Annotated in this window: 19 protein-coding genes and 1 other RNA gene; 9 read left to right on the plus strand and 11 right to left on the minus strand. The window is 65.8% G+C overall.

Going from position 1 to position 21,439, the window contains the following annotated elements; genetic code table 11:
- Positions 1-68 precede the first annotated feature (68 nt).
- The 5 genes from ACFDR6_RS03635 to ffs form a co-directional block, all read right to left on the minus strand.
- Positions 69-506, minus strand: a complete 438-nt coding sequence (locus ACFDR6_RS03635) for a hypothetical protein (RefSeq protein WP_212084250.1) — start codon at positions 504-506, stop codon at positions 69-71.
- 30 nt (positions 507-536) lie between these two features.
- Complete coding sequence (gene recR / locus ACFDR6_RS03640; RefSeq protein ID WP_212084249.1) at positions 537-1,139, minus strand: recombination mediator RecR; 603 nt, start codon at positions 1,137-1,139, stop codon at positions 537-539.
- Position 1,140: 1 nt separating this feature from the next.
- Positions 1,141-1,461: a YbaB/EbfC family nucleoid-associated protein gene (locus ACFDR6_RS03645; RefSeq protein ID WP_212084247.1), complete on the minus strand. Its 321-nt coding sequence runs from the start codon at positions 1,459-1,461 to the stop codon at positions 1,141-1,143.
- Between the two features lie 23 nt (positions 1,462-1,484).
- Positions 1,485-3,308, minus strand: coding sequence for a DNA polymerase III subunit gamma/tau (locus ACFDR6_RS03650; protein ID WP_375857417.1), 1,824 nt, complete (start codon positions 3,306-3,308; stop codon positions 1,485-1,487).
- A gap of 95 nt (positions 3,309-3,403) precedes the next feature.
- Positions 3,404-3,500: signal recognition particle sRNA small type (gene ffs / locus ACFDR6_RS03655), an RNA gene on the minus strand.
- Positions 3,501-3,729: 229 nt separating this feature from the next.
- Here ffs and ACFDR6_RS03660 point away from each other — a divergent pair.
- The 4 genes from ACFDR6_RS03660 to ACFDR6_RS03675 all read left to right on the plus strand — a co-directional run bounded on the left by ACFDR6_RS03660 (position 3,730) and on the right by ACFDR6_RS03675 (position 6,635).
- On the plus strand, positions 3,730-4,149 hold the full coding sequence (locus ACFDR6_RS03660; protein WP_375857418.1) for an HIT domain-containing protein: 420 nt from the start codon (positions 3,730-3,732) through the stop codon (positions 4,147-4,149).
- A 10-nt stretch (positions 4,150-4,159) separates the two neighbouring features.
- Positions 4,160-5,098, plus strand: coding sequence for an NAD(+) diphosphatase (nudC, locus tag ACFDR6_RS03665; protein ID WP_375857420.1), 939 nt, complete (start codon positions 4,160-4,162; stop codon positions 5,096-5,098).
- A 6-nt stretch (positions 5,099-5,104) separates the two neighbouring features.
- Positions 5,105-6,028: a sugar kinase gene (locus tag ACFDR6_RS03670; RefSeq protein ID WP_375857421.1), complete on the plus strand. Its 924-nt coding sequence runs from the start codon at positions 5,105-5,107 to the stop codon at positions 6,026-6,028.
- 97 nt (positions 6,029-6,125) lie between these two features.
- A complete protein-coding gene (locus tag ACFDR6_RS03675; protein ID WP_126260215.1) occupies positions 6,126-6,635 on the plus strand; it encodes an Lrp/AsnC family transcriptional regulator in 510 nt (169 codons plus the stop codon).
- A gap of 103 nt (positions 6,636-6,738) precedes the next feature.
- Here ACFDR6_RS03675 and ACFDR6_RS03680 read toward each other — a convergent pair whose 3' ends face one another.
- Both ACFDR6_RS03680 and ACFDR6_RS03685 read right to left on the minus strand, forming a co-directional pair.
- Entirely contained in the window at positions 6,739-8,088 is a 1,350-nt protein-coding gene (locus tag ACFDR6_RS03680) for a sensor histidine kinase (RefSeq protein ID WP_375857422.1), read from the minus strand.
- Positions 8,088-8,810, minus strand: a complete 723-nt coding sequence (locus tag ACFDR6_RS03685; protein ID WP_375857424.1) for a response regulator — start codon at positions 8,808-8,810, stop codon at positions 8,088-8,090. The genes ACFDR6_RS03680 and ACFDR6_RS03685 overlap by 1 nt, the downstream gene beginning before the upstream one ends.
- Before the next feature lie 183 nt (positions 8,811-8,993).
- Here ACFDR6_RS03685 and ACFDR6_RS03690 point away from each other — a divergent pair, with 183 nt between their 5' ends.
- The 3 genes from ACFDR6_RS03690 to ACFDR6_RS03700 all read left to right on the plus strand — a co-directional run bounded on the left by ACFDR6_RS03690 (position 8,994) and on the right by ACFDR6_RS03700 (position 10,463).
- On the plus strand, positions 8,994-9,215 hold the full coding sequence (locus tag ACFDR6_RS03690) for a hypothetical protein (RefSeq protein WP_212084233.1): 222 nt from the start codon (positions 8,994-8,996) through the stop codon (positions 9,213-9,215).
- A 75-nt stretch (positions 9,216-9,290) separates the two neighbouring features.
- Positions 9,291-9,614 (plus strand): cysteine rich repeat-containing protein, encoded by a 324-nt coding sequence (locus ACFDR6_RS03695; RefSeq protein ID WP_375857425.1) that lies wholly within the window; start codon positions 9,291-9,293, stop codon positions 9,612-9,614.
- 9 nt (positions 9,615-9,623) lie between these two features.
- The gene (locus ACFDR6_RS03700; protein ID WP_375857427.1) at positions 9,624-10,463 is read left to right on the plus strand and encodes a sterol desaturase family protein; all 840 of its coding nucleotides are present in this window, start codon (positions 9,624-9,626) and stop codon (positions 10,461-10,463) included.
- Positions 10,464-10,475: 12 nt separating this feature from the next.
- On the opposite strand, the gene ACFDR6_RS03705 is transcribed toward ACFDR6_RS03700, so the two are convergent.
- The 4 genes from ACFDR6_RS03705 to ACFDR6_RS03720 form a co-directional block, all read right to left on the minus strand.
- Entirely contained in the window at positions 10,476-11,975 is a 1,500-nt protein-coding gene (locus ACFDR6_RS03705; protein ID WP_375857429.1) for a phosphomannomutase/phosphoglucomutase, read from the minus strand.
- 193 nt (positions 11,976-12,168) lie between these two features.
- Positions 12,169-12,681 carry a TIGR02281 family clan AA aspartic protease gene (locus ACFDR6_RS03710; protein WP_212084226.1) on the minus strand — a complete coding sequence of 171 codons (513 nt, stop codon included), beginning with the start codon at positions 12,679-12,681 and terminating at the stop codon, positions 12,169-12,171.
- A 169-nt stretch (positions 12,682-12,850) separates the two neighbouring features.
- Positions 12,851-15,325, minus strand: coding sequence for an ATP-dependent helicase HrpB (gene hrpB, locus ACFDR6_RS03715; protein ID WP_375857431.1), 2,475 nt, complete (start codon positions 15,323-15,325; stop codon positions 12,851-12,853).
- Between the two features lie 124 nt (positions 15,326-15,449).
- Entirely contained in the window at positions 15,450-16,766 is a 1,317-nt protein-coding gene (locus tag ACFDR6_RS03720; RefSeq protein ID WP_212084222.1) for a UDP-glucose dehydrogenase family protein, read from the minus strand.
- A 194-nt stretch (positions 16,767-16,960) separates the two neighbouring features.
- Between ACFDR6_RS03720 and ACFDR6_RS03725 the strand changes: the two genes are divergently transcribed.
- Positions 16,961-18,028 (plus strand): acyltransferase family protein, encoded by a 1,068-nt coding sequence (locus ACFDR6_RS03725; protein WP_375857432.1) that lies wholly within the window; start codon positions 16,961-16,963, stop codon positions 18,026-18,028.
- 193 nt (positions 18,029-18,221) lie between these two features.
- Positions 18,222-21,311 (plus strand): DNA polymerase I, encoded by a 3,090-nt coding sequence (gene polA / locus ACFDR6_RS03730; protein ID WP_375857434.1) that lies wholly within the window; start codon positions 18,222-18,224, stop codon positions 21,309-21,311.
- Positions 21,312-21,439: the final 128 nt, after the last annotated feature.

Consider the following 21,439-nt stretch of genomic DNA (forward strand, 5'->3'; position numbering starts at 1 on the left):
CCACCACGTCCGAATCGTGGGCATGGCGCGTTGCGCCTTTGCCCACCCTACGGCAGCTCATCCGCCTCCTACTGCTTCTTGATCAGGCTCCATTTCGTGATCACGGCTTCGCTCATCTGGCCGGGATCGCTGGCGCAGGCGATCTCGTCGACCTTGACCGAGATTTCCTTGCCGACGAAGGATTTCAACTGCGTGGCCTGCGCGTCGCTGGAGGTGACCAGTTGGAAGGTCTCCGGCCCGGTCTCGAGATTGCACAGCCCGTTCGGCGCAGGCAGGCGGCGCGGCTCGGAGGTGATCTGGTACATCGCGATCCGCTTGCCGGCCTTCTTGACGTCGCGAACTTTCATCGCGTTCAACTCGCCCGACAGGACGTCGCCGGCATTGATCGGCTTGCCGGGCTTGGACGGCGGCGCCGCCTCGTCGCCCTGCTGCGCGGAGATGGCCGGGCTCACCAGCATCGCCATCGTCGCGACCAAAGCCAATCGTGTGGCGAAAAGTTTCGTCATGTCGTCCGTTCCGTGAGATCTCTGGGATGGCTAGAACAGGGTCCGCTGCCGCATCGCTGCGGATAGCGTACCTTCATCGAGATAATCAAGCTCGCCGCCGACCGGAACCCCATGGGCGAGCCGCGTCACCTTCACATTGGCATCCTGAAGCAGGTCGGTGATGTAGTGCGCCGTGGTCTGGCCGTCGACCGTCGCATTCAGCGCCAGGATGATTTCGTGCACCTGCGAATCATGGGCGCGCGCGACCAGCGCGTCGATGGTCAGATCCTGCGGGCCGACGCCATCGAGCGGCGACAATGTCGCGCCCAGCACGTGATAGCGCCCCTGGGTCGCATTGGCCCGTTCCAGCGCCCAGAGGTCGGCGACGTCGGCGACGACGACGATGATGGATGGGTCGCGCTTCGGATCGGTGCAGACGGTGCAGGGATTTTGCGTGTCGATGTTGCCGCAGGTCTTGCAGACCTGGACCTTGTCGAGCGCGACCTGCATGGCCGAGGACAACGGCATCATCAATGCTTCGCGCTTCTTGATCAGATGCAGCGCCGCGCGCCGCGCCGAGCGCGGACCGAGGCCCGGCAGCCGTGCGAGCAGCTGGACCAGCCGTTCGATTTCGGGACCTGCAACAGCGCCCATATTACTGGCCGAACAACCCCGGCGGCAGGCCGAGCCCACCGGTGAGAGCCTGCATCTTCTCCTGCATCGCGGTCTCCGCCTTGCGGCGCGCATCGCCCATGGCGGTAACGAGCAGGTCTTCCAGCACCTCGCGCTCTTCCGGCTTCATCAGCGAGGGATCGATCTTGACGGCCTTGACGTCCATCTTCGCGGTCATGCGCACGGCGACGAGGCCGCCGCCAGAGATGCCCTCGACTTCCACGTTGGCGAGTTGCTCCTGCATCTCCTGCATCTTGGATTGCAGCTGTGCCGCCTGCTTCATCATGCCGAGAAAATCAGCCATGGGTGCTTGTCCTTGAAAGAGGCTTAGAGATCGTCGCCGTCGGAATCGTCGGGCGGATCGTCGCTGCCATAGTCTGCATTGATATTGGTTTCCGGCGCCTCGGGGGCAAGCCTGCGGACCTCGACGACCTTCGCACCGGGAAAGCGCGACAGCACCTCCCGCACGCGCGGATCGGCCTCCGCGGTACGCGCATGCTCCTGCTTGGCGGCCTGGTTCACCGAGCGCAGCGTCGGCTGGCCCGCCTCGTTCGAGACGATCACGGTCCAGCGCCGTCCGGTCCACAGCTCGAATTTCTTCGCGAGCTCGGAGATCATGGTCTTGGAGGCGTTCGGCTCCAGCGCGACCTCCAGCCGGCCCTCCTCGAAACGGACGAGGCGCATGTCGCCTTCGAGCGCGCTCTTGGTCATGATGTCGCGCTTCTGCCCGGCGAGCGCGACGAGCTGAGTGAAGCTGGTGACGCGCAGCACGGGCGCGGCAGCTTGCGGATCCGGCGCCGGCGCCGCCATCTGCGGCCGGGCTCCGCCACCACCAAACGAGGACGGCGAGGATGCCGGCATACGAACTGGCGCCGCGGAGGCCACCGGCGCGGCCGGCGCACTGCTGCGGGCGGCACCGCCCCCGCTCACGACCGGCGAGCCACCGCCGTTCTGCTCCAGCATCTTGATCGCTTCGTCCGGCGTCGGCAGGTCGGCGACATAGGCGATGCGCACCAGCACCATCTCGGCGGCGGCAGCGGGACGTGTGGCGGCCTGCACCTCGGTGATGCCCTTGAGCAGCATCTGCCACATCCGCGACAGCACGCGCATCGAGATTTTCGAGGCGAATTCCTTTGCGCGCACACGCTCGGTTTCGCCATAGGCGACGTTGTCGGCGGTCGCGGGAACGATCTTCACGCGGGTGACGAAATTGACGAATTCGGCGAGGTCCGAAAGCACGACGATCGGGTCGGCGCCGACGTCGTATTGATCGCGGAACTCCTTGAAGGCCGCGGCGATGTCGCCGCGCGCCAGCGACTCGAAGAGGTCGATGACGCGGGTGCGGTCGGCGAGCCCCAGCATCTGCCTGACGGCGTCGGCCCTCACCTGCCCGGCGGCATGCGCGATCGCCTGGTCGAGCAGCGACAGCGAATCGCGCACAGACCCTTCGGCGGCGCGCGCGATGATGCCGAGCGCCTCCGGCTCGATCTCAACATTTTCTTTCGTGGCAATGTTGGCGAGGTGCTTCATCAGCACGTCCGCCTCGACGCGGCGAAGATCGAAACGCTGGCAGCGCGACAGCACCGTGACCGGAACCTTGCGGATCTCGGTCGTCGCAAACACGAATTTGGCGTGTTCCGGCGGCTCCTCCAACGTCTTCAGGAAGGCGTTGAATGCCGCCGTCGACAGCATGTGGACTTCGTCGATGATGTAGACCTTGTAGCGCGCGCTGGCCGGCGCATATCGCACGCTGTCATTGATCTGGCGAACGTCGTCGACGCCGGTATGCGAGGCAGCGTCCATCTCCAGCACGTCCATGTGCCGGCTTTCCATGATCGCCTGGCAATGCACGCCGAGCGTCGGCATGTGGATGGTCGGGCCCTTCACCGAGCCATCCGGCACCTCGTAGTTGAGTGCACGGGCCAGGATGCGCGCGGTGGTGGTCTTGCCGACGCCGCGGACGCCGGTGAGGATCCAGGCCTGCGGAATGCGCCCGGTTTCGAACGCATTGGAGACGGTGCGGACCACGGCCTCCTGGCCGATCAGATCATCAAAGCTGGAGGGGCGGTATTTGCGCGCCAGCACCCGGTAGGGCGTGTTGCCGGCCTGGCCGGCGCTGTCGGGGTTTGGAGGGGCGCCAGCGTCGGTCATCGGTCGATCCGCAATGAAATGTCTCTTGGCCGGCTTTTGCGGAAAGGAGCGCGCTGGCGGCTGGTGCCGCCGGCGCTGGTTCGCTCGAAAAACAGGTAGGAGACTGACGAGCGACCCGATCCGGACCTCGTTAGGGCTGCTTCCTTCCGGACCTGACCCGGTTGGCGAGTGGCTCGTCCACCGCCAATCTCCCGGTCCCTATTTGGGGCCAAAAGGCCCGGAAAGCAAGCCGGGTGTACGGCTGTTCCGCAGCCGCTGGCCCTTCCAGGCCCGAAGCGCTCCGTTTCCCTCTCGGAGCCCGTTTTCCGAGCACGGAAGCGCGGGGCTGGCCGGGTCCAGGCGCATACGGACCACGGCGCATACGGATGTTGTCTGGGAGCGAGGTCTCTGCGACGGTAGGAATCAATCAAGAGAAGTCTCTATGCCCGAACCCGCCTGGTCGCTGCATTCCCGCCTGAAAGACGACACCATCGACATCGGCGATTTGCCCCTGTCGAAGGTACTGGTCATCAAGGATGCGCATTATCCCTGGCTGCTGCTGGTGCCGCGGCGCCCCGACGCGGTCGAGATCATCGATCTCGACGAGGTACAGCAGGCGCAACTGATGACGGAGATCTCCCGCGTCTCGCGCGCGCTGAAGGAGATCACCAAATGCGACAAGCTCAATGTCGCCGCGCTCGGCAATCTCGTGCCGCAGCTTCACGTTCACATCATCGCGCGCCGCACCAGTGACGCCGCCTGGCCGCGACCGGTCTGGGGCGTGATGCCGCCGTTGGCGCATGACGCCGCGGAGGTTCAGAATTTCATCAACGCACTTCGCCGCAAGATCTGGTTGGGTTGAAAGAACGATAATGTCAGCATTCGACGCATTTCCGCTGGGGCGGCCGGCCTTCGTCACCAACATTCTCGACCGCGCCGCGCATCTGCGCCGCGACGACGAGAAGCTGTTCGCGATGGAGCAGAAGCCGACCTCGCGCGCCTATGTCGTCTACCGCGACTCGCTCCTGGTGAAGCGCGAGGGCGACAAGATCCGCGCGCTGCTCTCGATCGACGAGGCGCTGAAGTGCGGCGCCAATCCCGGCACGATATTCCTCGGTCTGCGCGACGGCGCTGCGATGTTCGGCATGGGCCTGTCGCAGGCGACCGCCGAGAAACTGGTGGGACGCGAGGACTACACCCTGACCGAGCTGCGCGGCATGGCGATGCAGGGTGCGATTCCTCCCGAGGAGCTCTCGGCGATCGCGATGGCGAAGTCGATGGTGAGCTGGCACCAGCGCCACGGCTATTGCGCCAATTGCGGCACGCGCAGCGCGATGAAGGAAGGCGGCTGGAAGCGCGAGTGCCCGGCTTGCAAGGCCGAGCATTTCCCGCGGACTGACCCTGTCGTGATCATGCACGTCGCCTCCGGCGACAAGTGCCTGCTCGGCCGCCAGAAGCAGTTTCCGCCGGGCATGTATTCGTGCCTCGCCGGCTTCGTCGAGGCCGCCGAGACCATCGAGGACGCCGTGCGCCGCGAGATCCTCGAAGAGTCCGGCATCATCTGCACCGACGTGCAGTATTACATGACCCAGCCCTGGCCCTATCCGTCGTCGCTGATGATCGGCTGCAGCGCGCAGGCCGTGAGTGAGGACATCGTGGTCGACCGCACCGAGCTGGAGGACGCGCGCTGGTTCACCCGCGAGGAGGCCGCCTTGATGCTGACACGAACGCATCCGGACGGGCTCGCCGGCCCGCATCCCTTCGCCATCGCCCATCACCTGCTCGGCCGCTGGGTGCACGACAAGAGCTGACCGCCGATGGCGCTACCTGAGGCCGCGCCGCGCATTCTCTGCATCGGCATTCCCGTGCGCGACCTGACCTTTCGGGTCGAGGCGGTGCCCGTACGCGGCAGCAAGGCCAACGCCACGCATCTCGCCGAGATCTGCGGTGGCAACGCGCTCAACGCGGCCATCGCGATCGCCCGACTTGGCGGCCGCGTCGCTTTCGCTGGGCCGATGGGTGATGCTCGCGAGACGTCGAGCGGCTTCATCCTCGAACGCATGACCGCCGAAGGCATCGAGACCCGCCATATCGTGCGCATGCCCGGTGCGAGCACTCCGGTCTCGGCGATCATCATCGACGCGACGGGCGAGCGGACGCTGACCATCTATCGCGATCCTGTTCTCTGGACGGTCGAGCTGCCCGAGACCGACGAACTGCTCGACGATTGTCAGGCTGTCCTCGTCGAGAGCCGCTGCGCGGGGTTCGCGATCTCCCTCTGCGCCGAGGCACGCCGGCGGGGCATTCCCGTCATCGTTGGCGTCGACCGCGCGATGTCGTTGCAGGACGGCCTGCTCAAAGCGGCCTCGCACCTGCTGTTCGCCAGCGAGCAGATGCAGGAGACGGCCGGCATCACTGATGACGGCGAGGCCTTGAGGCGTCTCGCCAAGCTGACGCCCGCCTTCCTCGCCGCGACCCGCGGTCCGCGCGGCACGATCTGGCTGAACGAGGCGGGCGAGCTGGAGGAGACACCGGCCTTCCCGGTCCGGGCGGTCGATACGCTCGGAGCCGGCGACGTCTTCCATGGCGCCTTCACGCTTGGCCTCGCCGAGGGCGACGCAGTGCGGGAGGCGCTGCGATTCGCCGCGGCGGCCGCGGCGCTGAAATGCACCCGCCATGGCGGTGGCCTAGCGGCCCCACAACGCATTGAAGTTGAAGAGCTTTTGCGCGACGCGCCGTAGAGCGATTCTACTCTCGCGCCAAGATTCTGGGCTTGCCGTGGAAAGATTTTCTCTATATCAGGGAAATTGGCCCCTGAAATGGAACAAAGTTCTTCAAATGACCGATGTCGCTGTCCAGATCCCCGAGACCAGCCGCCGCCTCGATGCCATCGACCGCAAGATTCTGATGGTGCTCCAGGAGGATGCCTCGCTGTCCGTCGCCGAGATCGGCGACCGCGTCGGCCTGTCCTCGACCCCCTGCTGGAAGCGCATCCAGCGGCTGGAGGCCGATGGCGTGATCATCAAGCGCGTCGCCCTCGTCGACCAGAACAAGATCGGGCTCGGCATCTCCGTGTTCGTGTCGGTCGAGAGCTCCGACCATTCCGACGCCTGGCTGAAGAAGTTCGCCGAAGCCGTCAGCGCCATGCCGGAGGTGATGGAGTTCTATCGCATGGCCGGCGACGTCGATTACATGCTGCGCGTCGTGGTCGCGGACATGCAGGCCTATGACGTGTTCTACAAGAAGCTGATCAGCGCCGTACCGCTGAAGAACGTCACCTCGCGCTTCGCGATGGAGAAGATCAAGTCGGTCACCGCACTGCCGATCCCGGCGGTGGTGGCGGCCTGACGCTTGGAGCATTCGGTTCTGATCGAATCAGAGCCGAGTCCCGGGATTTTTGTCCTCTCGCGTTTTCGTCACGCAAACCGGTATCCACGTCATTCGAAACGCTCTAAGCCGGCCGAAACACCGGCAACGTGACGTTGACGCGCGTGCCTCCGCCCGGGGCCGCACCGATCTCGATCGTTCCGCCATGGGCCTCCACCAGATTGCGGACCACGGCGAGGCCGAGACCGGCACCGCCGGTCGCGCGATTACGCGACTTCTCCAGGCGGTGGAACGGCTCCAGCACGGTCTGCCGCTGATCGGCGGGAACGCCGGGTCCCTCGTCGTCGATGGACACGACGAGAGCTCCGTCCTTCACCGCAATCGCCACGTGCGCGGCATGGCCATAGACCAGCGCGTTGTCGAAGATGTTCGCGAAGATCCGTCGCAGCGCCAGCCTGTCACCGAGCACCACCACATTCCGCCCAGGCTCATCGTGAACCAAGTCGATTGCCGCGCCTTGAACGCGCCGATCGTGCACCTCGGCAGCGATCAGCGCGGGGAGCTCGATCATCTCCTGCGACAGGCCGCCGGCGCCGGCACGCGTCGACAACAGGGCGTCGTCGAGCAGCCGGATCATGTCATCGATATCGGCTATCGCTCGCTGCCGCTCGGCATCGTCGGGGATGTGCTCGACGCGCAGCCGCAGCCGTGTCGCAAAGGTCCTGACGTCATGCGCGATGCCGCCAACCAGCGTCATGCGCGCGCGTAGCATCTCCGCGAGCCGGCCCTGCAAGCGATTGAACGCGGCGATGACGGCGCGGATCTCCGGGGCGCTGCGCCGTGCGTCCGGCAGCGGCGGCGGATCGGCCGACAGGTCAACGCGATCGACCGCGGCGGCCAACCGTGCCAGCGGCCGCGTCTCACGCTGCATGACGAGCAGCGCCAGCAGAGCCACGATCGAGCCGAACACGCCCGCACCGAAGCCGACGGGCAGGCCGAACGGGGTGACCGGCAGGCGGGTATAGGCATCGATGATCAGCAATTCGCCGCCGCGGAGGCCAATACGGAACTCGACCGCGTTGGCCATCAGCCGCGCGAGGCGGGGAAATGCCCGGCCGCTCCGATGATCGGACGGCGGCACGATCTCGACGGGGCGGCCCGCAAGGCCGGCCGCATAGGTCTCGCGCAGCTCCTGCTGCTGTGGCGGCGTCTCGCCGCCGACCGGCGCGCCCGTCGGCACGATGCGCACCGTGAACTGCGGCGAAGACACCGCATCGAGCACGGCCTGCCGTGAATCGGCGGCCGTTCGCTCCAAGAGCGTGGCCAGCGCATCGAGACGCGCGGGCGAAGGCCGTGCCAGCTCGTTCTCGCGGAGCGTCGTCCGGTAGAAGATCGCAACGACCACGGTACTCACCAGGATGAACCCCACCAGCCCGATCAGGGCGAGCCGCGCGGCCAGCGTCACGCGCAGCATCACGACACCTGCTTCACGGAGGCGGTGAACAGATAGCCGCCGTTGCGCACCGTGGTGATCAGGTTGGAGCCGGGACTGGCGCCGTCGAGCTTGCGGCGCAGCCGCGAGATCAGCATGTCGACGGTGCGATCGAACGGCTCGGCCGAACGACCGCGGGTCCAGTCGAGGATCTGGTCGCGCGTGAGCACCCTTCGCGGCCGCTGCACGAAGCAGCCGAGCAGGTCGAACTCGGCGCTGGTCAATTGCAGCTCCGACGCCTCGGCCTCAGTCGTCTCGACACTGCGCGCATCGAGATCAATCACGAAGCGGTCGAACGCGAAGCGCCGGACCAGCGGCTTCGACGGTGCACCGTTGGCCCGGCGCAGGATGGCGCGAACCCGCGCCAGCAGTTCGCGCGGACCGAACGGTTTCGTCAGGTAATCGTCGGCGCCCATTTCGAGTCCGACCACGCGATCAATCTCGTCGCTCTTGGCGGTCAGCATCAGGATCGGGATGGAATCGTCGGCCCGCAAGCGGCGGCAGATCGAAAGCCCGTCCTCGCCCGGCAGCATCAGATCAAGGATGACGAGGTCGGGCCGCAGGCGCTGCAGCATGGAATCCATCGCCTTGCCGTCGGCGACGCAGGCGACCTCGAACCCCTCGCGCCGCATGAAATCGGCGACGAGGCGGCTGATCTCGGAATCGTCTTCCACCATGAGGATCGTGGCCGGATGCGTGTTCATGGTCGGCATTTTGGCCGACGGCACGCCGCACGCAAGAGCGGCAGCGCGGTTGTTACATACTGTTACGTGCGTCCGACAAAGCCATAACTATCGTTTCGTCCCGGTCATGGGGCCCCGACGCCGTCCGTCCAGTCTCCTCCGCACGGCTCCCGCTCCCGGCAGCCTCACACGGAGACGACGACCATGAGCAAGTTCTTCCTCACTTCCCTCGTCATCGGCACCTTTGCGGTTGCCGCTGCGGCCGACGCCAATGCCTGGACGCGATCGGGGACCGCGAGCGGCCCGCGCGGCACGTCCACCGTCACCGCGAGCGGCGCCTGCGCCAACGGGAGCTGCACGCGCAACGTCACCCGCACGGGCCCGGCCGGCAGAACCTACACCCGCACCGGCACAATCTCGCGCTGACGCCGCGCCGCCGTCGCCGCGCCAGCCGGCCCGCGCGGCGACGGCCAGCCTTGCCTGATCAGAAAGGACCATCACATGTCATCGATCCTCCATCCCATCTCACTGCCGCGAATTGCAACCGTCGTCGCCCTCGGCGTCACGATCTCGACCTCCGCGCTCGCCCAGACCCAGCTACAGACGCAGATCACACCGCAGATGCGCAGCGAAGCGAGGAGCCTGATGCAGGCCTGCCGCACCGACCTCGACAAGCTCTGCGGCACCGTCACGCCGGGCGGCGGCCGCGTCCTCGCCTGCCTGCAATCCCATGCTGGTCAGCTCACCTCGTCCTGCGCCCAAGCGCTGCCCCGCGCCCAGGCGCTGCGCAACAGTGCCGCCGGCGCCGGCGTAGCGCCGAAATAGGAGGAGAACGTGGGCTACGCTTCGCTCCTGCTCGATCCGGCGCTCAAGAGCGTGATCCTCGCAACCGCGCTCGGCCTGATGCTGCTCGAATACGGCATCGGCCGCCTGGCGCATCGAGACACCTACGACTGGCGCGAGAGCGTCGCGTCTTTTGGCGTGGCATTGGGACAGAACCTGCTGCGCGCGCTGGAGGCCGGCATCCTCGCCATTCCGTTCGCATTCCTGTACGAGCACCGGCTGCTCGACTTTGCGCAAACAGCACCGCTCGCACTCGCCGGATTATTCGTCGGCAGCGAGTTTCTCTATTACTGGCAACATCGCGCCTCGCATCGCATCCGCTGGATGTGGGCGACGCATGCGGTCCATCACTCGACGACGCGGCTGAATTTGACCGCGGCGATCCGGCTCGGCTGGACAGGAAACATCTCGGGCAATTTCCTGTTCTTCCTGCCGCTGGCGCTGATCGGATTTCATCCGCTCGCGATCGTGGCGATGCTCGGCATCAACCTGCTCTATCAGTTCTTCATTCACAGCGAATTCGCGCCGAAGCTCGGCGTACTGGAACGGGTGCTGAACACGCCCAGCCATCATCGCGTGCACCATGCCTGCAACGAGCCATGCCTCGACAAGAACTACGGAGGCGTCCTGATCGTGTTCGACCGCCTGTTCGGCACCTTTGCCGAGCGGCCGTGGGATCAGCCGCTTCGCTTCGGCCTCGTCGGCCGCACGCCGTCCTACAATCCGATCCGAATCGCGCTCGGCGAATGGGTCGCGATGCTGGGCGATGCCTGGAAGGCGCGCGGCGCAGGTGCGAAGCTCCGCGCGCTGTTCGGTCCGCCGGAAGGCTGAGCGCGCAAGCGCTCAGATCTTCTGATTGTACTCGCCCACCTCGGGATGCGTGCGCAGCACGCTGTTCACCATCTCGAACATGTCGTGCATGCGCTGCTCGGAGACCGGGCTCTCGACCACGACGACGAGCTCGGGCTTGTTGGAGGAGGCGCGCACCAGGCCCCAGCTGCCGTCCTCGACCGTGACGCGCACGCCGTTGACGGTGACGAGATCGCGGATCGACTGGCCGCCGATCTTGGCGCCCTTGCCCTGCAGGTCCTCGAAGTGCTTCACCACGGCGTCGATGACGCCGTATTTGGTCTCGTCGGCACAGTGCGGCGACATGGTCGGGGACGACCAGGTCTTCGGCAGCGCGTTCTTCAGATCCGCCATCGACTTGCCCGACGCGCGGTCGAGCATGTCGCAGATCGCGATCGCCGACACCAGGCCGTCATCATAGCCGCGGCCATAGGGCTTGTTGAAGAAGAAGTGGCCCGACTTCTCGAAGCCCGCGAGCGCACCGGTCTCGTTGGTGCGGCGCTTCATGTAGGAATGGCCGGTCTTCCAATAGGCAACCTTCGCGCCCTGCTTATGCAGCACGGGATCGGTGACGAACAGGCCGGTGGACTTCACGTCGACGATGAACTGCGCGTCCTTGTGGATCGCCGACATGTCGCGCGCCAGCATCACGCCGACCTTGTCGGCAAAAATCTCCTCGCCGGTATTGTCGACGACGCCGCAGCGGTCGCCGTCACCGTCGAAGCCGAGCCCGACATCGGCCTTGTGATGCAGCACCGCGTCGCGGATCGCGTGCAGCATCTCCATGTCTTCCGGATTCGGATTGTATTTCGGGAAGGTGTGATCGAGTTCGGTGTCGAGCGGGATCACCTCGCAGCCGATCGCCTCCAGCACCTGCGGCGCGAACGCGCCGGCGGTGCCGTTGCCGCAGGCCGCGACCACCTTGAGTTTGCGCTTGAGCTTAGGGCGATTGGTGAGATCGGCGATATAGCGCGCCGGATAGTTCTCGTGGAATTGGTAGGCGCCGCCGGCCTTGTTCTTGAAATCGGCGTTCAGCACGATCTCCTTGAGCCGCGTCATCTCGTCGGGGCCGAAGGTCAGCGGACGATTGGCGCCCATCTTCACGCCGGTCCAGCCATTGTCGTTGTGCGAGGCTGTGACCATGGCGACGCAGGGCACGTCGAGATCGAACTGCGCGAAATAGGCCATTGGGGTCACCGCAAGCCCGATGTCGTGCACCTTGCAACCCGCCGCCATCAGGCCGGAGATCAGCGCATATTTGATCGAGGCCGAATATCCCCGGAAATCATGTCCGGTGACGATCTCCTGCCTGACGCCGAGCTCGGCAATCAGCGCGCCCAGCCCCATGCCGAGCGCCTGCACACCCATCAGGTTGATTTCCTTCTGAAACAACCAGCGCGCGTCGTACTCGCGAAAGCCGGTCGGCTTCACCATCGGCTCGGATTCGAAGGCGTAGGTGTTGGGCAACAATACGGATTTCGGCTTCGGGAACATTGCGACGGTCTCGTGAAATGGGGGCAAGATCTGATGCAGCCTTAGCGAATGCCAGGCCGCAACGAAAGGCAGGATTGAAGGCTTATGGCCGCTAATTGCGGCAGTTTGGTAACGAAGAAGCGTTACCGCGAGGGCGGTCGACGCAAAGAAATCTCATTTGAAATGGACGGTGCCTGTGCGCGGAAAGCTCCGCCTACTGCTCCAGCACCATCTGGCCGTTGGCGTATTCGAAGCGCTTGAGGCGGGAGAGGAAGGAGAGGCCGAGCAGGTTCTCCGACAGCGCCGCGTCCGGCAGCACCATGGCATCGACGTCTCGCACGATGAGGCCGCCGACATCGAGCATGGCGATGCGGGTGCGGGCGGCCTTGATGGTGCCGTTGGCAGTGGAGACGGTGGCGTTGTACTCGCTGCGCGAGGGACGCAAGCCGAACCGTGCGGCCGAGGTCTCATTCAACGCAACCACGGAGGCGCCGGTGTCGACCATGAAACCGATGCGCTGGCCCTCGATCCTGCCCTCGGTCTGGAAATGACCACGGCCGTCGCGGGAAATGGCAAGGCTGCGGCCGCCGGTCGGTGCCGCGGCAGCCACCGCAACCGTCGTGCGCGGCGCTGACGTGGCGGACGCCGAGCTCATCTTGTCCGCAATCTGGGCCATGAAGGTGCCGAGGCCGATCATGACGGCCGCGAAGATCATAATGTTACGCATTACACCACTTCCGAGCCGAAAGCTCGATTTCACCACGCGACACGCCGGGCCGCGAGTGACGCCGCGGCCTGGTCGGTGACATTTTGGCGAAAAGGATGAGCGGAGGGTTAATGCGACCGCGCAGAACCCCTCATGGCGCGTCATTGGCCGGCCATGACGCCGTGGGCAGTCACGTCCCGCGCGGCTTTGCCCGGCGGGTCGGCACTGCACTGGAAGGATCGTCCGGCCAGGGATGGCGCGGGTAGCGGCCGCGCAGGTCGGAGCGCACGGCGGCGTAGCTGCCGCGCCAGAAGCCCGGGAGATCACGCGTCACCTGCACCGGGCGCTGTGCCGGCGATAACAGCTCCAGCACCAGCGGCACCTTGCCGGCCGCGATCGAGGGATGGGTGTTGAGTCCGAACAGTTCCTGCAGCCGCACCGCGATGGTCGGTCCCTGCTCGGCCTCATAGTCGATCGCGAGCACGCTTCCGGTCGGCGCCTCGAAATGCGTCGGCGCCTCGCGGTCGAGCCGCGCGCGCATCTCCCACGGCAGCAGCGCCATCAGCGCGTCGGAGAGATCCCCCGGCGAGATCTCCTTCAGCGCGATCTTGTCGTAGAGCGCAGGCACCAGCCAATCGTCGCGCCGCGCGATCAATCCGTCATCCGACAGGTCGGGCCAGCTGCCGACCTCGGCCCTGCGCAGGAACATCACGCGGTCGCGCCATTGCTTGGCCGCCTTCGACCAGGGCAGCCGGTCGAGGCCGGCGGCGATTAATCCGTCGGCGAAGATGCGCGCGGTATCTTCCGAGGGCGACACGGCCAGTGTCGCCTCGGAGAGCGTGATGGCGTGCAGCACACGCTTGCGCCGCGCGCGCAGCGCCATCGCGCCGCGATCGAACGAGATCTCGTCGGCGGTCTCGACATGCTCGGCGAAATGCCGCTCGATCTCGCCCTCGGTAATTTGCGCGGCGAGCAGGATGCGCCCGCTCGCCGCCGTTCCCGTCATCTCGCCGATCGCGATGTAGGGTGCACGGGCCAGTGATGAGGTCTGCTCGACGGCGGCGCCGCGGCCGTTGGCAAGTACGAAACTGCCATTGCCGCGGTTACGCGCGACACGGTCCGGGAACGCGTAGGCGAGCATCAGGCCCGTCGAGAGATCCTCCTGCGGTCCCGCTTTCTCTGAAGCTGCCACTTGCGAGGCCCAGCGCCGCGCCAGATCACGCGCGCTAGAGGCGCGCGGCGAGCGGTCGCGGCGAAACTGGTCGCGGCGGTGCTCGAGATCGACGCTGTCGCCGCCAAGCCCGCGCTCGGTGATGATCGCGGCGATCTCGGCGGCAGCTTCGCCCTCGCCGGCGCGATGCGAATCCACGATCATGCGCGCCAGCCGCGGCGGCAGCGCCAGCGCGCGCAGGCTCTTGCCTTCCGCGGTGATGCGGCCGTCACCATCGAGCGCGTTGAGCTCGGTGAGCAGGCTTTTGGCCTCCTTCCAGGCCGGCGCGGGCGGCGGATCGAGGAACGACAGCGCGGCGGGATCAGTGACGCCCCATTGCGCGAGATCGAGCACCAGCGATGACAGATCGGCGCTGAGGATTTCCGGCTGGGTGTAGGGCGCGAGCGAGGCCGTCTGCGGCTCGTCCCAGAGCCGGTAGCAGACGCCCGGCTCGGTGCGGCCGGCGCGGCCGCGGCGCTGATCCACCGCCGCACGCGACGCACGCACGGTCTCGAGCCGGGTCAGCCCGATGTCCGGCTCGTAGCGCGGAACGCGGGCAAGACCGGAATCGACCACGATGCGCACGCCTTCGATCGTCAGCGAGGTCTCCGCGATCGATGTCGCCAGCACCACCTTGCGCGTGCCCTTGGGTGCCGGCGCGATGGCTCGGTCCTGCACGGCGGCATCGAGCGCACCGAACAGCGGCACGATCTCGATCGAGGCGTCCTGCACGCGCTCGGACAGGAAATTCTGGGTGCGGCGGATTTCGGCGGCACCCGGCAGGAATGCCAGAACCGAGCCGCCATCGGCGCGCAGCGCGGAGGCGATCGCTTCCGCCATCTGTCGCTCCACCGGCGCGTCCGCCTTGCGGCCGAGATAGCGCGTCTCGACCGGAAAGGCGCGGCCTTCGCTCTCGACGACGGGCGCTTTGCCGAGCAGTCTTGCCACGCGCGCACCGTCGAGCGTCGCCGACATCACGAGGATGCGCAGATCCTCGCGCAGGCCGGTCTGCGCGTCACGGGCCAGCGCGAGGCCCATGTCGGCATCGAGCGAACGCTCGTGGAATTCGTCGAACAGGATGGCTGCGACGCCGGAGAGTTCGGGATCATCGAGGATCTGGCGGGTGAAGATGCCCTCGGTCACCACCTCGATGCGGGTGGCGCGCGAGATCTTCGAGCCGAACCGCACACGATAGCCGACGGTCTCGCCGGCGCGCTCGCCGAGCGATTTGGCCATACGATCGGCGCTGGCGCGCGCAGCGATGCGGCGCGGCTCCAGGACGATGATCTTCTTGCCCTTCGCCCAGGGCGCATCGAGCAAAGCCAGCGGCACGCGCGTGGTCTTGCCGGCCCCCGGCGGCGCCACCAGCACCGCGGCGTTACTGGCTTCCAGCGTGCGCGACAGATCGTCGAGCACGGCATCGATCGGCAGGGGCGTGTCGAAGCTGCGGGGCAAGAAATCATCCCGTCGTCATGCCAGGGCTAGTCCCGGGCATCCACGTTCTTTCATCTGGCAGTGAACAAGACGTGGATGGCCGGGACAAGCCCGGCCATGACGAATCGTTCGCAATGGAGGATCGTCAGCCCTGCACCGGCGGGCGGCCGACGCTGTCATAGGTGAAGCCGGCGGCTTTCATGTCCTCGGGACGGTAGATGTTGCGCAAGTCGACGACGACGGGCTGCGCCATCACGGTCTTCAGCCGGTCGAGATCGAGCGCGCGGAACTGGATCCATTCGGTGACGATGACGAGCGCATCGGCGCCTTGCGCGCAGGAATAGGCGTCCTCGCAATAGGTGATGTCAGGCAGCTCGCTTTTTGCCTGCTCCATGCCGACGGGGTCGAACGCCTTCACCTTTGCGCCCATGTCGATCAGGCCCGTGACCAGCGGGATCGACGGCGCATCGCGCATGTCGTCGGTGTCGGGCTTGAAGGTGAGGCCGAGCACGGCGACGGTCTTGCCGCGCAGATTGCCGCCGAGCGCCTGGCTCACCTTGCGCGCCATCGCGCGCTTGCGGTTCTCGTTCACGGCCAACACGGATTCGACGATGCGCAGCGACACATCGTAATCCTGCGCGATCTTGATCAGAGCCTTGGTGTCCTTCGGGAAGCACGAGCCGCCGAAGCCGGGACCCGCATGCAGGAACTTGGTGCCGATGCGATTGTCCAGGCCAATGCCGCGCGCGACCTCCTGAACGTTGGCGCCGGCCTTTTCGGAGAGATCGGCGATCTCGTTGATGAAGGTGATCTTGGTCGCGAGGAACGCGTTGGCGGCGTATTTGATCATCTCGGCGGTGCGACGTTCGGTGAACATCAGCGGCGCCTGGTTCAGCGACAGCGGCCGGTAGACGTCGCCCATCACCTTGCGGCCGCGCTCGTCGGAGGTGCCGACCACGACGCGATCGGGAAACTTGAAGTCGCGGATCGCCGCACCCTCGCGCAGGAACTCGGGGTTCGAGGCGACCACGACGTCGGCGTTGGGATTGGTCTCGCGGATGATGCGCTCGACCTCGTCGCCGGTGCCCACAGGCACGGTCGACTTCGTCACCACGACGGTAAAGCCGGTCAGCGACTGCGCGATCTCGCGCGCTGCGGCATACACGTAGGTCAGATCGGCGTGGCCGTCGCCGCGGCGCGAGGGCGTGCCGACCGCGATGAAGACGGCATCGGCATCCGCAACCGGCTTGGACAAGTCGGTGGTGAAGTCGAGTCGCTTGGCCTTGACGTTGGTCGCAACAAGCGCGTCGAGCCCGGGCTCGTAGATCGGGATCTCGCCGCGATGAAGGCTGGCGATCTTCTTCTCGTCCTTGTCGACGCAGGTGACGTCGTGACCGAAATCCGCAAAGCAGGCCCCGGACACCAATCCCACATAGCCCGTGCCGATCATCGCGATGCGCATGAAGATCCCTGTTTCAGATTGGTTAACGAAATCCCGACGCGGGGCGGTTTAGCATTTTCCCGAGGGGAGGGAACAGTCCGCAGACAAAAAAGCGGCATAGGAATTGAACCGGTAAAGAAGTCGGAAACCCCTGGGGCCCCACACTGCCCCACACCCGAACAGGACAGGCGAAAGGCGCCTCGAAAAAGGACACCATGGCACCATCAGGCACAATCGCGGGGAGCGGAAGCGCCAGAGCCGCTTCTGCCGCGCGTGTCGACTGGGTCGACTACGCCAAGGGCATTTGCATCATCATGGTCGTGATGATGCATTCGGTGCTGGGGGTCGAGCTCGCCGCAGGGCAGACCGGCTTCATGCATGTCGCCGTCGCCTTCGCAAAGCCGTTCCGGATGCCGGATTTCTTCCTGATCTCGGGTCTGTTCCTGGCGCTGGTGATCGACCGGGACTGGCGAACCTATCTCGATCGCAAGGTGGTACATTTCGCTTATTTTTATGTCGTCTGGGTGACAATCCAGTTCGGCTTCAAGGCGCCGGCGTTCGCGGCGGAGACGGGGTGGCGTGACGTCGGCCTCTTGTATCTGGAATCCTTCATCGAGCCGTTCGGCACGCTGTGGTTCATCTATCTGCTGCCGATCTTCTTCGTCGTCACAAAACTGACACGCAAGATCCCGCCGCCCGCGATCTGGCTCGTCGCCGCCGCGCTGGAGACGGCACGCATCACGACAGGGTGGACCGTCATCGACGAGTTCTGCTCGCGCTTCGTCTATTTCTATTCGGGCTATCTGTTCGCGCCGTGGGTGTTCGCACTGTCGGACCGCGCGCGGAAGCATCCCGCGTTTGCGCTCGCAGCGCTCGCGACCTGGGCGCTGGTCAATGCCGGCCTCGTCGTGCTCGGGGCCAGCGAATGGAAGATCGTCTCGCTCGTGCTCGGCTTTGTCGGCGCCTGCGCGATCATCACGATGGGCACGCTGCTCGCGCGCGCCCGATGGATGAATTTCCTGCGCTTCTGCGGCGAACATTCGATCGTGATCTATCTCGCCTTCTTCCTGCCGATGGCGGCGACACGGACGCTGCTGCTGCGCACCGGCATTATTCCCGACATCGGCACGGTTTCGCTGATCGTCACCGTCGCCGGCGTGATCGGTGCGATTGCGATCTGGCGGGCCGCCTTGCAGTTCAATGCCCGCTTCCTGTTCGAGCGGCCGGACGCGCTCTGGATCGCGCCGAAGAAGACGGGTCCGGCGTTGCAGGCGGCGGAGTAGCCGCAACGCCGGCGGCGTCGCCCGGCTTGCGGGGGACCCAGTATCCCAGAGACAGTCGTCGTCGACCGATGGGCCGCGGCATACTGGATTCCCAGGTCAAGCCGGGGAATGACAGTGGGGATAGCGGCGGCAACGTCCTAAAAACTCGCGGCCTGAGGCTGTCAAAGCCCGCAAAAATTCATACATTGCGGCCATGCCCAAGACCTCCCCGAAGACCTCCGCCAAAGCTGACACCAAGGCTGCTGCGCCCAAGCCTGCCACTGAAAGCAAGGCCGCCGCCGAGAGCAAGCCCGCCGCGACAGCTGCCGCCAAACCCGTTGCGGCCAAGGCCGCCGGCAAGGGCGACCACGTGTTCCTGGTCGACGGTTCCTCCTATATCTTCCGCGCCTACCACGCGCTGCCGCCGCTGAACCGCAAGTCCGACGGGCTGCAGGTCAACGCCGTGCTCGGCTTCTGCAACATGCTGTGGAAGCTGCTGCGCGACATGCCGGAGGACAACCGGCCGACGCACCTCGCCATCGTGTTCGACAAGTCGGAGGTCACCTTTCGCAACGCGATCTACCCCGAATACAAGGCGCACCGGCCGCCGGCACCTGACGACCTGATCCCGCAATTCGCGCTGATCCGCGAGGCGGTGCGCGCCTTCGACCTGCCCTGCCTGGAACAAGGCGGCTTCGAGGCTGACGACCTCATCGCGACCTATGTGCGCGAGGCCTGCGAGCGCGGCGCGAGCGCGACGATCGTATCCTCCGACAAGGATCTGATGCAGCTCGTGACCGATTGCGTCACCATGTACGACACCATGAAGGACCGCCGCATCGGCATCCCCGAGGTGATCGAGAAATTCGGCGTGCCGCCGAACAAGGTCGTAGAAGTGCAGGCCCTGGCCGGCGATTCCACCGACAACGTGCCCGGCGTGCCCGGCATCGGCATCAAGACCGCGGCGCAGCTGATCACCGAATATGGTGACCTCGACCAATTGTTGTTCCGTGCCGGGGAGATCAAGCAGCCCAAGCGGCGCGAGGCGTTGCTCGAGAACGCGGAGAAGGCGCGGATCTCGCGAAAACTCGTGCTGCTCGACGACAAGGTCAAGCTGGACGTGCCGCTCGACGACCTCGCCGTCCACGAGCCCGACGCGCGCAAGCTGATCGCCTTCCTGAAGGCGATGGAATTCACCACCTTGACGCGCCGCGTCGCCGACTATTCGCAGATCGATCCCGCCAATGTCGACGCCGATGCCAGCAACAGCAGCGCCGCCAGATCCGGCGAGGGCGCATCGAAAGCAAGAACGTCCGAGGCGTCCGGCGACCTCTTCGCCGCCCCCGCAGCTGGCCCGACGGGCGGCGACAAGGGCGACAAGGGCGCCAGCCTGAAGGGCGCGCCGATCTCGCTGGCTGCCGCGCGCGAAGATGCCATGCGCAAGCTCCCCGTCGATCGGGGCAAGTATCAGACGATCAAGACGCTCAAGGAGCTCAACGCATTCGTCGCGCGCATTCATGACGCCGGCCATGTCGCGATCGAGATCAAGGCAAACTCCATCGATCCGATGCAGGCCGATCTCTGCGGCATCGCGCTGGCGCTGGCGCCGAACGATGCCTGCTACGTGCCGCTGGCGCACAAGCAGTCCGGCGGCGGTGCCGGCCTGTTCGACGCCGGCCTTGCGCCCGACCAGGTCAAGCATGAAGAGGCGATTCAAGCGCTGCGGCCGGTGCTGGAATCATCAGGCGTCCTCAAGATCGGCTTCGACGTCAAGTTCACCGCCGTGATGCTGGCGCAGCACGGCATTGTTTTGCGCAATATCGACGATGCGCTCCTGATCTCCTACGTGCTCGATGCCGGCCGCGGCTCGCATGCGCTGGACTTGCTGTCGGAGCGCTGGTTCGGTCATGCCATGCTGAAGGAAAATGAGCTGCTCGGCAGTGGCAAGGGCAAGATCACCTTCGACCAGGTGCCGATCGACAAGGCCGCGGCGCTGTCGGCCGAAGGCGCCGACGTCGCCTTGCGCGTCTGGCACGTGCTGAAGCCGCGCCTCGTCGCAGAGCACATGACCGCGGTCTACGAGACGCTGGAGCGGCCGCTGGTTGCGGTGCTTGCGCGCATGGAGCGGCGCGGTATCTCGATCGATCGTCAGGTGCTGTCGCGTCTTTCCGGCGACTTTGCCCAGACGGCGGCGCGCGTCGAGGCCGAGATCCAGGAGATCGCGGGCGAGCCGGTCAATGTCGGCAGCCCCAAGCAGATCGGCGACATCCTGTTCGGCAAGATGGGATTGTCAGGCGGCACCAAGACGAAAACCGGCGCATGGTCGACCACCGCCCAGGTGCTGGACGAGCTTGCCGAACAGGGCCACGACTTCCCGAGAAAGATCCTGGAGTGGCGCCAGGTCTCGAAGCTGAAATCGACCTACACGGACGCCCTGCCGACCTATGTCAATCCGCAGACCCATCGCGTGCACACCACCTACGCGCTCGCCGCGACCACGACGGGCCGACTGTCGTCGAACGAGCCGAACCTGCAGAACATCCCTGTTCGTACCGAGGATGGCCGCAAGATTCGCCGCGCCTTCATTGCCACGCCCGGACACAAGCTCGTCTCCGCCGACTATTCGCAGATCGAGCTGCGGCTGCTTGCCGAGATCGCCGACATTCCTGTGCTGAAGCAGGCGTTCCGCGACGGGCTCGACATTCACGCCATGACGGCGTCGGAAATGTTCGGCGTGCCGATCAAGGGCATGCCGAGCGAAATCCGCCGCCGCGCCAAGGCGATCAATTTCGGCATCATCTACGGCATCTCGGCGTTCGGCCTCGCCAACCAGCTCGGCATCGCCCGCGAGGAAGCCTCGGCCTACATCAAGAAATATTTCGAGCGCTTCCCCGGCATCCGCGCCTATATGGACGAGACGCGCGATTTCTGCCGCAGCCACGGCTACGTCACCACGCTGTTCGGCCGGAAGATGCACTATCCCGACATCAAGACGTCCAACGCCTCGGTGCGCGCCTTCAACGAGCGTGCCGCGATCAACGCCCGGCTCCAGGGCACCGCGGCCGACATCATCCGCCGCGCCATGACGCGCGTGGAGGACGCGCTCGCCGAGAAGAAGCTGTCGGCGCAGATGCTGCTCCAGGTGCACGATGAGCTGATCTTCGAGGTGCCGGACGCCGAGGTCCAGGCGACGCTCCCCGTCGTGCAGCACGTGATGCAGGACGCGCCGTTCCCCGCCGTGCTGCTCTCGGTGCCGCTGCACGTCGACGCACGAGCGGCCAATAATTGGGACGAGGCGCACTAGCGCCACTCACAGTGTCCTCCCGGCATCATGCGCAATCGCGCATAGGCCGGGACCACCATGGGGTATGATTCTGCCCGGCCCTCAATTGCTCTCCGAGCAATTGCGCGGTGGTCGTGCGATCCCCCGCA

It is taken from the genome of Bradyrhizobium tunisiense (genome assembly GCF_042263385.1).
Lineage (GTDB): Bacteria > Pseudomonadota > Alphaproteobacteria > Rhizobiales > Xanthobacteraceae > Bradyrhizobium > Bradyrhizobium tunisiense.